Here is a 12,561-nt window from a genome sequence, read left to right on the forward strand (position 1 = left end):
TCCCGAACCAGTCATCAGTAGCCAAAGCCTACCAGGAGTTTGACGAAGCCGGGCGGATGAAGCCGTCTCGCTATTTCGACCGTGTTGTCGATGTGATGGAGGAACTCGTCAAGTTTACAATGCTCACGCGCGATGCATCCACTTATCTGACCAACCGGTACAGCGAACGCAAGGAAGCGGCGGCGAAGCTGGAAGCACGGGTGAAGCTCAGCTCGATTTGAGCGCTGGTCGAGCGGGCTAACAAAAAAGGCGGGTCGAACCCCGCCTTTTCCGTATGTCGTTGGGACAGGACTTCTTAGAAGTCCATGCCGCCCATGCCGCCCATGCCGCCGCCTGGCATTGCAGGAGCAGCCGACTCTTTCTTCGGAGCTTCGGCAATCATGGCTTCGGTGGTGACCAGAAGACCAGCAACCGATGCAGCATCCTGCAGAGCCGTACGAACGACCTTGACCGGATCAACGATACCGAGCGCGATCAGATCGCCATATTCGCCATTGGCCGCATTGTAGCCGTAGGTGTCCTTCTTGTTCTCAAGGATCTTGCCGACAACGATCGAAGCTTCATCGCCTGCGTTCGTTGCGATCTGGCGGGCCGGAGCCTGCAGAGCGCGGCGAACGATGTTGATGCCGGCATCCTGATCGGCATTGACGCCCTTGATCGTGAGAGCAGCCGAGGCGCGGAGAAGAGCAACACCACCGCCAGCAACGATACCTTCTTCCACAGCCGCGCGGGTTGCGTTGAGAGCGTCGTCGACGCGGTCCTTCTTTTCCTTCACTTCAACTTCCGTTGCACCGCCAACGCGGATAACGGCAACACCGCCAGCGAGCTTGGCAAGGCGTTCCTGCAGCTTCTCGCGGTCGTAGTCGGAAGTGGTCTCGTCGATCTGCTGCTTGATCTGGGCAACGCGAGCGTTGATCTCGGCCTTCTTGCCGTTACCGTCAACGATCGTGGTGTTTTCCTTGCTGATCGATACCTTCTTGGCGCGGCCGAGCATGTCAAGCGTAACGCTCTCGAGCTTGATGCCGAGGTCTTCGGAAATGACCTGACCACCGGTGAGGATGGCGATGTCTTCCAGCATGGCCTTGCGGCGATCGCCGAAGCCAGGAGCCTTGACAGCGGCAATCTTCAGGCCGCCGCGCAGCTTGTTGACGACGAGCGTCGCAAGAGCTTCGCCTTCTACGTCTTCAGAGATGATGACGAGCGGCTTGGAGGTCTGTACAACTGCTTCGAGAACCGGCAGAAGAGCCTGGAGGTTCGAGAGCTTCTTCTCGTGGAGAAGGATGTAGGCGTCTTCGAGGTCAGCAACCATCTTTTCAGGGTTGGTGACGAAGTATGGCGACAGGTAGCCGCGGTCGAACTGCATGCCTTCGACGACTTCGAGCTCGGTGTCAGCGGTCTTGGCTTCTTCGACGGTGATAACACCTTCGTTGCCAACCTTCTGCATTGCCTTGGCAATCATTTCGCCGATTTCGGTTTCGCCATTGGCAGAGATCGTGCCGACCTGGGCTACTTCTTCCGAAGTCTTGATCTTCTTGGCCTTCTTGACGAGGTCCTTGACGACTTCGGCAACAGCAAGGTCAATGCCGCGCTTCAGATCCATCGGGTTCATGCCAGCAGCAACAGCCTTGCCGCCTTCCTGAACGATAGCCTGGGCAAGAACAGTAGCAGTCGTGGTGCCGTCGCCGGCGATGTCGTTCGTCTTCGAAGCGACTTCACGCACCATCTGTGCGCCCATGTTTTCGAACTTGTCTTCAAGTTCGATTTCCTTGGCAACAGTTACGCCGTCCTTGGTGATGCGCGGAGCGCCGAAGGACTTGTCGATGACAACGTTACGGCCCTTGGGGCCCAGCGTTACCTTGACAGCGTCTGCAAGGATATTGACACCGCGCAGCATGCGCTCACGCGCGTCGCGGCTGAATTTTACTTCTTTGGCAGCCATTTTATCTCTCCTGGGGGTTATCCCGGTTTGATCTCTATTCGTTGATTAGGGGAGTCCCGGTAATTAGCCGAGGATACCCAGAATGTCGGATTCCTTCATGATCAGCAGGTCTTCGCCGCCGATCTTGACTTCCGTACCGGACCACTTGCCGAACAGGATCAAATCGCCTGCCTTGACATCGAGTGGTACAAGCTTGCCGGCTTCGTCACGAGCGCCAGTGCCTACGGCGATGACTTCGCCTTCCTGTGGCTTTTCCTTGGCGGTATCCGGGATGATGATGCCGCCGGCGGTCTTTGCTTCGGATTCGACGCGACGTACAACGACGCGGTCGTGAAGCGGGCGGAACTTGGTTTTGGCCATGGTTAGAAACCCTTGATGTTGGTGTCAAAACGGTGTCGCGAATGATTGGTCATTCACGTTATTAGCACTCGTCACGGGTGAGTGCTAATTGCAGCCCGAGATAGTGGGAGGAGGCTAGAGAGTCAAGTAAAAGCGAATTGAAATTTTCACGGCGATGGAAAATTCAGAAAAATACCCCCGCAATATTCCACGTAAATGTGACCTGCTTGTGAATGGCAGGTTTATGCAGCCTCGGCAGTCTGTCCTACCGGCAGGTAGGCATCGCCCAAGCCAATATCTAGAGAGCACATGCGTTGCGCTTAGATATGTTCACCAAGAGGACCTGACTACGGTTCCCTTACCGTCCAGTGGGTGCCGTCTTTGACCGCCCGCCATTGTGGAAGGGCATCATCGGGAATATCAGCCCGCAAAATCAATTGCAGGTCGCTGTAATAAATATTCAGTTCGCAGCCTCCCATTACGCAATCCACGAGGATTTCCTCGTTGCCGTCTTCAAAATTAATGTATCGCGTCGATTCAATGGGAGGATCGAAAAGTGCCGAACGGCCCGTCTCGATAATCTGCAGCAGGCCATCATCGCTCGGCTTGAGCACATAACTCGAACAGATCAATCCAATTCCGGAACCAACGCGACGGTAATTTGCTGTCAGCGTAGTCGCTGTCGGTTGCCCGTTCCACAAACCGCACCAGAACAAACGTGAGTGTCATCGGCTCATATAGACGGGCGGCCAGATTCTTTGGCATTGGATTCATCCAGAAGGAAAACCTTACTCTGGACGATGAATGCCGCATGGGCAATGCGACGTTCGTCGTAAGTTGAGCTCGGCTCAATCCTGACCTGCATTTTGCCAAAAATGAAATTCTCCCTTGCTTTGACGAATGTCGTGACGCTTGTTGCGCTCGTTGATTTTTGACCTGTCGGTTACACCCCTTACCTGGACTGTAGGGCAGTTCCAGCTGGCCTGGGAAATCGATGTCGCTCACGATGCCGGCCTCCCGTCGGTGCGTGATGCACACGCACTCACGGTGATCGGCCGGACCAATAGCGTCGTGGCGCTTGCGCGTTGGCGCCCGCAAGGGAAGCTTCGCCGCGCCCCAATCCGCATGTCTTTCATTTATCGAATGCGCGCCCCTGCGTCCGCCAGTCTTCGCGCCTGGTGTGAGGTGCCCGGACTGTGAGGGCAAGAAAGGAGTATCAAAAGATGAAACGGGAAGACATTGAAGCGCTGCGCGCGACAGTATCCTGCGCTGTGGTTCTGGAGCGCGCCGGCTGGCGCGTCGATACGAAGGAGAGCTCACGCCGTGCGGTCAAATACCGGCGCGCCGGCGAAATCGCCATCGTTACGCATGAGGGTCGGGGGTGGTTCGATCCACTCTCTGATAGTAAGGGCGACATCTTTGCCCTGATCAAGCACCTGGACGGCGCTGACTTTTTAGCCGCGGTACGCGCGGCGGCAGCGCTAGCCGGCCTCCAACCGGCCGCGCCGATCTGGTCGCACCCCGCGCGAGCACGTTACGACGGCGATATCACCGGCCGGTGGCTGATACGCCCGACAATGAACGAAGGATCTGCGGCGTTCCACTACCTTACCGTGGTACGGGCTCTTCCCATGCACATCATCGCCCCGGCGATCGACGACGATCTGGTCCGCGAGGGCCCCTATGGCAGTGCTTGGTTCGCCCATCGTGATCGAAGTCTTCGTCTCGCTGGGTGGGAGGAGAGGGGGGAGCACTGGAGCGGCTTTGCATCGGGCGGTACCAAGCTGCTCTTTCAGTTCGGTTCCGCCGGTTCCGCGCGCGTCTGCGTCACCGAGGCCGCCATCGACGCATTAAGCCTTGCCGCGCTGGAGGGACCGCGACCGGACACGCTCTACGTCAGCACAGCAGGTGGTTGGTCGCCACTTACCAAGACTGCCGTTTGCGCTCTCGCCACGGACGATCGATTGCTCGTGGCTGCGACTGACCACGACAGTCAAGGCGAGGCCTTTGCTGGGGAAATCCGCGAGATCGCAGCCACATGCGGCTGCGGGTTCAGGCGACTTCGCCCGCGGCTCGGAGATTGGAACGACGATCTGCGCGCCAAGCGTGCAGAATAAGCGATCGCGAGGGGAGCACCGGGCCGAGCTCGCCGAAGAGCGCACAGGCAAAGTGCGCGATTGTCTTACTTGTCGAGGCGGTCGCAATTGGCTGAGGAACACGGCCACAATTCCGGTCCCGGCGGCTCGGTCGCGGCTCTTCAGGTGCAGTCTTTTCCGGCTTGGGGCCCTCGGTTTTGCTGCGGTCTGACATGGGTCCGTCCCGGTCAAAGGCCGCATTCGCGCCGCATAGCGGCAGGATCGCCGCGTCCTGCGCCAAGGCAAGCCCGCGTCATCCGCAGACCGCTGTTGCGGCCCGCGTCATCCGCAGCCTTACCTTGCTCGGTCTGCATCGCCCTGGCCTTGGGCCGGAACGCCTGCGCCCATGTCCTTTCGACCGCACCCGAGGGGGCCGAGCCGGATAAATCCAGTACCCGCGGGTTTCGCTCAAACGATCGCTCGAAAGGATCTCCATCATGGCTTCTCAATCCCGTTCCACGGCAAAGCGCCCAGCCACATCCCAGCGTGCCACCACCCTCGAAATGGTCAAACACGTCTGTCCGGACAGCGCCCAGGCGCTCCGCATCTGCGACAGCTTCGGCCTGCCCGTTATCGACGGTGACGGCATCCGCAACCTGCACCGCGCCCAGCTGATCGAAAGCGCCGAGGCGCTGAAGGACGGTCTTGGCGAGAAGGCAATGCAGATCCACATGCAACGCATCGCCGGATCCTTCGTTGGCTCCGCCTACGGCGCCGGTCAGTTCTACAGCCGCTCGGTGACGCAGGCGCGCGACCTGACCGCAAGGCTCTCCAACGACATGCGCGACGAGGACCTTGACGGCCCCGTCGGCTTCGACAGCCGGGCCCAGCGCAAGCGCGAGTTCGCCGCTGACATGGGCCTGCAGGCGCACGTCCTGCGTATGGCCGCCGAAGGCGCGGTTGCCGCTTACGAGCACATCACCGGTGAGGCCTGGAAGCCCTATGAGCGGCTCGCCGAGAACACTGGGACTTCCGTCGACCAAAAGGCAGCCGCGCTGCAGATTGCGGCCTTCGAGTAGACGCCAATCGCGGGGCTTCGGCCCCGCGATCCCTTTAGGAAATGACGCCGGTGCACGCCGGCTTTTTGTCTTTTGCCGAGCCCATGCAGCCCGTCCCGGATTGCGGTCTAGCTTCGGCCGGATCGGCCCGGCGCAACGGCAAAGCCGTCCTCCACTCCGTTTCGGTCCGTATCGCACCGCGCAACCATACTCACGCCTTCAAGCGGATGCGCCGTCTCCGGACCTTCGCTCTTCGACCGTCGTGACGGACCGCGATGGGCGCGGTCTTCAAATCGAGGAGAAGATCATGAGACAGGAAAAGGCAAAGGGAAAGGGTGGACAGGAGGCGCGCGTCGACATCTACGCCAGGATCACGCAGCGCATCGTAGCAGCATTGGAGGAGGGCGTTCGCCCCTGGGTTCAGCCATGGAATGCCGGAAATCTGGAGGGCCGGATTAGCCGGCCGCTGCGCCACAATGGCGAGCCCTATGGCGGCATTAACGTTCTCATGCTCTGGACAGAGACAGTTTCGCGGGGGTTCCGGTCGCCGACCTGGATGACGTTCCGTCAGGCCGCTGAACTCGGCGGACATGTCCGCAAGGGGGAGACCGGTTCTACTGTCGTCTATGCGAACCGGATCAGGAAGATGGATACAGTCGACAATGGGGAAGAGGTCGAGCACGACATTCCATTCCTTAAGGCCTACACCGTCTTCAATGTCGAACAGATCGATGATCTGTCCGACGCATACCGACCATCACCGTCCCAAGATCCCAAGAGCGTCGTCAATCGCATCGCGACTGCGGATGCGTTCTTCTGCGCGACGGGAGCCGTCATCCGGCATGGTGGTGACAAGGCATACTATGCACCGGCTTCGGACCATATTCAGATGCCCCCCATCGAGAGCTTCCGCGATGTGGAGAGTTACTACGCCGTTCTGGCACATGAAACCATTCATCTCACAGGTTCGAAGGACCGCCTCGATCGCGATCTGTCACGCTATTCGAAGGATCGATCGGATCGTGCCCGGGAAGAGCTTGTCGCCGAGCTCGGGTCAGCCCTGCTGTGCGCCGATCTCGGTATCGTTCCGGAATTGGAGCCGCGGCCTGACCATGCAAGCTACCTGGCGTCGTGGTTGCAAGTCCTGTCCAATGACAAGCGGGCAATCGTCGCTGCCGCCGCACAGGCCCAGCGCGCTGTCACCTTCCTTCACAACCTCCAGGCGCAGCAGATGAGCGCTTTGCGAGAGGGTGGCTGATGACGGTCGTCAACCGGCCGAATACCGGATCGCCGGACGAGGGCGTGGGGTGCGCGAAGCCCAAAGGGACGTGTCAATGAAGGATGCCTCTGATCGGCCATTGCCATATCCGTCCGCTCTGTGCGCAGGGCTCGCCCAACGCGGTCTCGATGGCGCATGTCTGACCGCAGAGCGCCTCGCATGGCTCGGCTCGATCGTCCTCCCGCAACGGCCGGCTCGGTTTCTTCCCCTGGCGGCTTGGCCGCCATTCCTCGCGAGGCAAGAAAGCCTCAGCCCATGGCCGTCCTCCACTTCGTTGCGGCCCTGCGGGTGCGTGCCGATCGTCCCCGGTCTTATCGACAGCCATCGAGACCGCGATGGGCGCGGCCCGAGCAACAAGGAAGGAATGCAACAATGGCAACCATCGGTTCTTTCACCGCATCGAATGACGGCTTCACCGGCACCATCAAGACCCTCAACCTCAACGTCAAGGCGAAGATCGTCCGCGTCGAACGCACATCACACGACGCTCCCGACTTCCGCGTCCTGGCGGGCAACGTCGAGTTTGGCGCCGGATGGCAGAAACAGGCCCGCGAAACCGAGCGTGATTACATCTCGGTCAAACTTGACGATCCGAGTTTCCCGGCTCCGATTTACGCCACGCTGACCGAAGTCCAGGGCCAGGAGGGCCTGCAACTCATCTGGTCGCGTAATACGCGGCGGTGAGCGCCGCGATGCTAACAGAGCCCCGCCGATCAAGCGGGGCTCTTCTTATGTTACGTGTTCAACGCGTCCTTCAGCGCCTTGGCCGGCGTGAAAGTCAGTTTCTTGGCCGCGGCCACCTTGATCGTGGCGCCGGTCGCCGGATTGCGCGCCTCGCGCTCCGCCGCGTCTTTGACCTTGTGGCCGCGGTGATTGCCGCAAAGATGGCCTCGACTTTTCGTTTGTCGTTGTCATAATCTTCTCCTTGGAGTGACGGAGAATCCTTTCCAGAAGCCGCATGTGTTGTCATTGCACGCCGGGCTGCGGCGCAGCTAAAATTGCGAGATCTCCACAGTTGCCCACCGGTTTATAGCCGCGTGACCGCTTCTGCCGCGCAATTTCGAAAAACAAAGAGACGGGCTGTTGCTCATCGAAGAACCGGTGAACCTTTTCTTGTCCGCGCCTACCGATACGACCCCAGCAACGCATGAGAGACGTCTGGCCAAACAGTGTCGGCTGGATCGAATGAGCATAGTAGCGAGCCAAGTTCTTGCTGGCTGAAACAACTGTTGACAAATGGTGGTGAGCATCGCCAGCACCCATGTCCAACCACAGTTTTGAATCGATCGAGCCGAAATGAATCACGTCACTGATGAATAGTCGGGAACTGAGGAAGTCGTCAGCCCGGCGGAAGGTCCGGCATGTCTCCATCGTTGACCCGCCACACCCATGGCTGAAGGTCGGGTCGCGCTTCAATTATCTCGCGCAGAGCGGACTCGAAATCCTCGTTGGCATATGGCGGTACAACGTAAAGTGCCACAGGGACCGGCTTCGGTTCTGCCAAAATCGCTGTCGCAACAGGTTGCGAACGCGGTAGATTGAACCTCAGCCCCTTTACGCTCTTGCGCTGCATCTTGGTCAGCTTGTCAAGCAGTTGCTGCTCATGGATGCTTTCGACCGGAAGCCACTCCCCAGTCACTGTCATCAAGGCGATCTCGTTGATGATAGGTAGGCCGGACGTGGCCGTCCCAATCGTCATGATGGCCATCAGATGCGCCGACTCATTGGCCTGCCACAGTTCGAACTCGGCGTTGAAACGCGCCTGCAACCTTCGCCAAGCACCTTCCTCAAGGAAAATTGGAAAGCCTGGCATATGTTTGACTACGACCTTGCGACCGCTTCTTGCCTGCGAAAACTCCTTTATTTCGCCAACGAGCAGCATCAACTTCCTTTGGCCGCCAGATGTGGCCTGGTGGATCGCGGCAAGCGCCGTGGCGCGCCGCTGCTCGATCGCTGTCTTGTCTTCTGCCCGGAAGGGTTCCGGCACGAACAATCGATCGAGCAGCGTTTCGCCACGGACTGTCATGGTCCGCGCGGCCTCAATCAGATGGCTGCGAACCTGCCACCAGTGACGCCTGCCGATCCAATGGGACGTCCATTCGGTCAAGCCACCTTCATGCCAAAGGTAGTGAAGCAGCGCGCGAAGCGAAAGCTTCCTTGCTTCGTTCGTGACCGTCTCTCGGGCCTCTGTTTCGGTCGCAGCCGCAGATCGCGGCCCGCGCTTCGTCAATGAAAAATCCAGCCTCAACGACGCCGCTCCCGAGGCTGCATCAACCTGGATGGCGCTGCCGATCAGCGGTCCAAGTCCCGAGAGCTCGTAGGGTGGCTCATAGGAAGGGCACGATGGATCATGGGCGCAGCCAGTTAACGGCATGCGTTTTATAAGCAGTTGATCGCCGATGCGGGCTACGTACATGGTGATGCCAGGCGTGGCGCAAAGGCATGCAGGTCGCACCTTTGTCCCATAGGCAATTGCCAACCGCTCCTGGAAATCATCTGCCTGCTCTTCGACGATCTGGTCTCCGATCTGAAAACATCTCATCGCTGCTTTGCCTCCCGAGATTTACCGATCGCGTCGACATCAACGGTGCCATACAAGACCAAATACTGTCTGCTCAGGTCGCGCGGCCTTCCGGTTTTGTCTCAACGTACGCTCCGACAAAATCCGCACGCCGGCAACGCTGGTCGCGCTTCCGCGAACCTTGACCCGTCTGCTCCGCTCACAGCCGCACCCGTCATCTTTCACAAACGTCGAGGAAACAAGATGACGATCAAACAGCACATTCGGGAACTGCGCGCTGAACCCCGCAACTGCCGAACAATCAACGAGCGCCACCAAATCGAAGCGCAACTCGAGCCTGCCCTGGGCGAACTGACCAAAAAACAGCTCCCCGATCGAGACCTGGCATATTTCGCCGCGATCCTGTGCCGATGGCGCGTCGCCGACAGCATCAATAGCCGTTTTCGGACAGGAAATAGTCGAGAGCCGCCTTCACAACCGCGGTCATCTTCAGATCGTTCTCCTGGGCTGCCCGCTGCAGGCGCCCCTTCATCTCGTAGTCGAGCGCCACATTGACGAAGAATTTGACGTTGCGCTGCTTTGCGCGCTTGAGATTCTTCAGACTGTAGCGGACATCCTCTTGCGCAATCGCCCGCTCCTAGGCCGCCTCGCGTTTCTGCTTCTCGCTGGGCTTCGGCAACACCGACGCCACATCTCTATCAGAAGCAGTCGGGCGAACGGGCGCCGGGCCCGTCTCCGTGATTGCTGACGTCGCATCCGGTCTCGCTCCCACTTTGCGTGAGGCGATGGAGAAATCCTTAAGATCAAGGCCTGCCTTGCTCATGCGGCATCCCCAAGTTTGAGGGAGGCACGTCGCTGCTCGATTTCATCGACAAGTGCTTGAACCTCGACGCGGGCCTTTCGAACCGTCTCTGTCAGATCTTGCATCTGTAGCGTGCCAAGTCCGTTCTGGATTTCACGATAGATGTTGCGCTCGAACAGTTCGGTATCCAGCAGCGCTGTGCGATAGTCCGCCGCCACAAGACCGGCAATAAATGGCCGGATGTAGCGATAGGCTTCAAGATTTCGCGCTGGCACTGAAATTCGCGTACGTACATTAAAGTGCGCAATGTGCAGGTCGAACTGGTCGTTCATGTCGTTGACTGCTGCAACCACCTGTCCCGCCGCTTCAAGTTCCTTGATGGCCGGTTGGATTGGGGAGATCACCAATTGTGAAGAACGGATGATTGTCGTCTGCAAAGAGCTGTCGACCCCCGGTGCGTCGATGATGATGATGTCGAACATATCGCCGCGATCCTTGATCGCCGCTTCGATCGACCTTTGCGTCGACGCAACTGTGACATCGATATGGTCCGGGACGTTGTCCTTTTCGTTGCATAGCCTCCACCAACCAGAGAGGTTTTGCCGGTTGTCAGCATCGACGAGGAGAACGCGTTCCTGCCGCAGTGCGTACTCTCCGGCGAGCAGAGTCACCAGCGTCGTCTTTCCAGCTCCGCCTTTGTTGCTTACCGCCGCGTAGGTTCTTGTCATGAATGATCCAACATCATCGTGAGGATGGCGGCATCATGCACCAAACTCGAAAGTCGGCGCAAGTCAAAAATGAATATAATGTATTCATACTAAGAGGTGAGTGTGTTGCAAGCCTATCAGACCACCAGGTAATGTGGAATATATTCCACTTGCCGCAATCACCCATATTGAACACATCGTATAAGCACATTGAGTGGATATACGGGCACACGATGTATTCAATAATATCAATCATATAATGCAGATATTGTCATTATTGATAGCGAGTGGCGATGCATCCTCCCTCGAAGAATCCGCCTGTCTTCATCCGTCGTTTCGAAGTTTCGCGAGTGGAACCTCTCGTCGTTCGATGCGAATGGGCTTGAATGTTTGTTACCGAATCGGTACAGTTTGCTTTGGCAGGATACGCAAATTTGTGATACAATTTTGCTGACGATCGACGGACGGGCCGTCGATGGCGCCTGCGGCCAGCTTTTAGGAAGGCGTCATGAATGACTTGGCAACGGATAGCAGCCTCATCGCGAGAGCTGAAGAGCGCAAGAACAAGGTGGCTCATGCCCGCTTCAGTACGAGCGAAATGACCAGGATCGAAAGGGCAGCAGAAAGCGCGGGACTGACGGTTTCGGCGTTCATGCGGTCACTGTCGCTAGAGGGGGCGGGAATTCGTCCCTTCTTCACGGAAGACGATCGCGCCATCCTTGGCTTGCTTTTGTCCGATGTCAAAGCCGTTGGGGTGAACCTTAATCAACTTGTACGCGTGGCACATCGCGGGGGACCCGGTCGGTCGGAGGAGAGGGCGGCAATCGACGATGTCCAGCGCGTTGTCGCGGCGCTTTTACTTGAACTTAGATCCTTTGCCGACCGGGGAGCGCGAATGCGGACGAGGCCAGTGTAATGGAGTTCTTTCTCGGAGCCTTCACCGCCGAATGGGAGCAGCGCAAGGCAGCGTTCCTGCATGAGCTCTCGCTGGGACGTCGCACGTCCCCAGACGAGGATGAGCGGCGGCGTCGGGGAGGCTCTGCCGGAACGGCAAACATTGCAAGCGGGCTGAAGCCGGGTTTCAGTCCTCGGCCGGCGGGCAGAGGACGTTTCGGGGACAGTTTAAGGCATCGTCGGGCCGATCGGCCGATGCGGGCGCGATTTGTGGGCCTTGCGTCCGGCGGCCAGCCGGCGGTGGTGAAGATGGCTTCGTTTGGTGGCGGATCCAGGCTGGGTGCCATGATCAACTACGTCTCGCGCAATGGGGATGTCGTGGTCGAGAACGAGCGGGGCGAGCAGTTGCGCGGGCGCGACCAGCTCTCCGCGGTCGGTGGCGAATGGGACCACCTGATGAAGAACCGCGCCGAGAGCCGGGACATCGGCCTGTTCCAGGTCGCAGTCACAGAACATCACCGACAGGACGCTGACATCTACGAGTGGGCCCGCAAAATTGTGAAGCGGGGCCTTGGCGATCGCGCCTTTGCCTTCGCGGTGACCGAGCGCGCCGACGGCAGTGGGTTAGATATAGATGGCGTGATTGTGCTGCGCAGCCCTGGGGGTGAACGCCTGACGGCCGACGAGAAAGCAACCGCGATTGTGCAGCAGCGCATAGATGCCGAGCAGGTCACAAAGGGCAGGGCGAGCTTCCAGTTCACGGGCTACGGCAACGGGACCGATTACGGCGCCACCCGCCTGCGGACGCTCGTAGAGACCCACAAAGGCAACGTGCAAAATGAGCAGGGGCGAGCGATCGCAGATGCCAAGCAGGCAGGTGACCTCGTCCAGCTCGAGTGGCGCGACAGTCTGCATAGCCGCAAACCGCGCGATGTCATGCACCTGAT

13 protein-coding genes and 3 pseudogenes are annotated in these 12,561 nt (G+C 58.9%); 8 read left to right on the forward strand and 8 right to left on the reverse strand.

Annotated elements, in window-relative coordinates; translation table 11 throughout:
* A pseudogene (locus tag AAAC48_RS11620) lies at positions 1-221 on the forward strand (arsenical resistance protein ArsH); the annotation flags it as partial.
* A gap of 74 nt (positions 222-295) precedes the next feature.
* Here AAAC48_RS11620 and groL read toward each other — a convergent pair.
* The 3 genes from groL to AAAC48_RS11635 all read right to left on the reverse strand — a co-directional run bounded on the left by groL (position 296) and on the right by AAAC48_RS11635 (position 2,892).
* Positions 296-1,939 (reverse strand): chaperonin GroEL, encoded by a 1,644-nt coding sequence (gene groL / locus AAAC48_RS11625; protein WP_340654324.1) that lies wholly within the window; start codon positions 1,937-1,939, stop codon positions 296-298.
* Positions 1,940-2,002: 63 nt separating this feature from the next.
* Positions 2,003-2,299 carry a co-chaperone GroES gene (gene groES / locus AAAC48_RS11630; protein WP_027230208.1) on the reverse strand — a complete coding sequence of 99 codons (297 nt, stop codon included), beginning with the start codon at positions 2,297-2,299 and terminating at the stop codon, positions 2,003-2,005.
* A 326-nt stretch (positions 2,300-2,625) separates the two neighbouring features.
* Positions 2,626-2,892, reverse strand: a complete 267-nt coding sequence (locus AAAC48_RS11635) for a hypothetical protein (RefSeq protein WP_340654325.1) — start codon at positions 2,890-2,892, stop codon at positions 2,626-2,628.
* A gap of 301 nt (positions 2,893-3,193) precedes the next feature.
* Between AAAC48_RS11635 and AAAC48_RS11640 the strand changes: the two genes are divergently transcribed.
* The 5 genes from AAAC48_RS11640 to AAAC48_RS11660 all read left to right on the forward strand — a co-directional run bounded on the left by AAAC48_RS11640 (position 3,194) and on the right by AAAC48_RS11660 (position 7,374).
* On the forward strand, positions 3,194-3,478 hold the full coding sequence (locus AAAC48_RS11640; RefSeq protein ID WP_340654326.1) for a hypothetical protein: 285 nt from the start codon (positions 3,194-3,196) through the stop codon (positions 3,476-3,478).
* A 23-nt stretch (positions 3,479-3,501) separates the two neighbouring features.
* A complete protein-coding gene (locus AAAC48_RS11645; protein WP_340654327.1) occupies positions 3,502-4,395 on the forward strand; it encodes a DUF3991 and toprim domain-containing protein in 894 nt (297 codons plus the stop codon).
* Positions 4,396-4,850: 455 nt separating this feature from the next.
* On the forward strand, positions 4,851-5,432 hold the full coding sequence (locus AAAC48_RS11650) for a hypothetical protein (protein ID WP_340654328.1): 582 nt from the start codon (positions 4,851-4,853) through the stop codon (positions 5,430-5,432).
* 286 nt (positions 5,433-5,718) lie between these two features.
* Complete coding sequence (locus tag AAAC48_RS11655; RefSeq protein WP_340654329.1) at positions 5,719-6,669, forward strand: zincin-like metallopeptidase domain-containing protein; 951 nt, start codon at positions 5,719-5,721, stop codon at positions 6,667-6,669.
* Positions 6,670-7,062: 393 nt separating this feature from the next.
* On the forward strand, positions 7,063-7,374 hold the full coding sequence (locus tag AAAC48_RS11660) for a DUF736 domain-containing protein (RefSeq protein WP_340654330.1): 312 nt from the start codon (positions 7,063-7,065) through the stop codon (positions 7,372-7,374).
* Between the two features lie 50 nt (positions 7,375-7,424).
* Here the strand turns inward: AAAC48_RS11660 and AAAC48_RS11665 are convergent.
* The 5 genes and pseudogenes from AAAC48_RS11665 to AAAC48_RS11685 all read right to left on the reverse strand — a co-directional run.
* Positions 7,425-7,550, reverse strand: a pseudogene (locus AAAC48_RS11665) (HU family DNA-binding protein); the annotation flags it as partial.
* 106 nt (positions 7,551-7,656) lie between these two features.
* On the reverse strand, positions 7,657-7,953 hold the full coding sequence (locus AAAC48_RS11670; protein ID WP_340654335.1) for a WGR domain-containing protein: 297 nt from the start codon (positions 7,951-7,953) through the stop codon (positions 7,657-7,659).
* 76 nt (positions 7,954-8,029) lie between these two features.
* A complete protein-coding gene (locus AAAC48_RS11675) occupies positions 8,030-9,232 on the reverse strand; it encodes a DUF1173 domain-containing protein (RefSeq protein WP_340654331.1) in 1,203 nt (400 codons plus the stop codon).
* Between the two features lie 616 nt (positions 9,233-9,848).
* Entirely contained in the window at positions 9,849-10,034 is a 186-nt protein-coding gene (locus AAAC48_RS11680) for a hypothetical protein (protein WP_340654332.1), read from the reverse strand.
* Positions 10,031-10,741 (reverse strand): ParA family protein, encoded by a 711-nt coding sequence (locus AAAC48_RS11685; protein ID WP_340654333.1) that lies wholly within the window; start codon positions 10,739-10,741, stop codon positions 10,031-10,033. The genes AAAC48_RS11680 and AAAC48_RS11685 overlap by 4 nt, the downstream gene beginning before the upstream one ends.
* Positions 10,742-11,228: 487 nt before the next feature.
* Here AAAC48_RS11685 and AAAC48_RS11690 point away from each other — a divergent pair, with 487 nt between their 5' ends.
* Both AAAC48_RS11690 and AAAC48_RS11695 read left to right on the forward strand, forming a co-directional pair.
* On the forward strand, positions 11,229-11,636 hold the full coding sequence (locus AAAC48_RS11690) for a plasmid mobilization relaxosome protein MobC (RefSeq protein ID WP_340654334.1): 408 nt from the start codon (positions 11,229-11,231) through the stop codon (positions 11,634-11,636).
* Positions 11,636-12,561, forward strand: a pseudogene (locus AAAC48_RS11695) (conjugal transfer protein TraA); the annotation flags it as partial. The gene AAAC48_RS11690 and the pseudogene AAAC48_RS11695, both read left to right, overlap by 1 nt.

The sequence above is a fragment of the Phyllobacterium sp. genome (genome assembly GCF_037994405.1).
GTDB lineage: Bacteria > Pseudomonadota > Alphaproteobacteria > Rhizobiales > Rhizobiaceae > Phyllobacterium.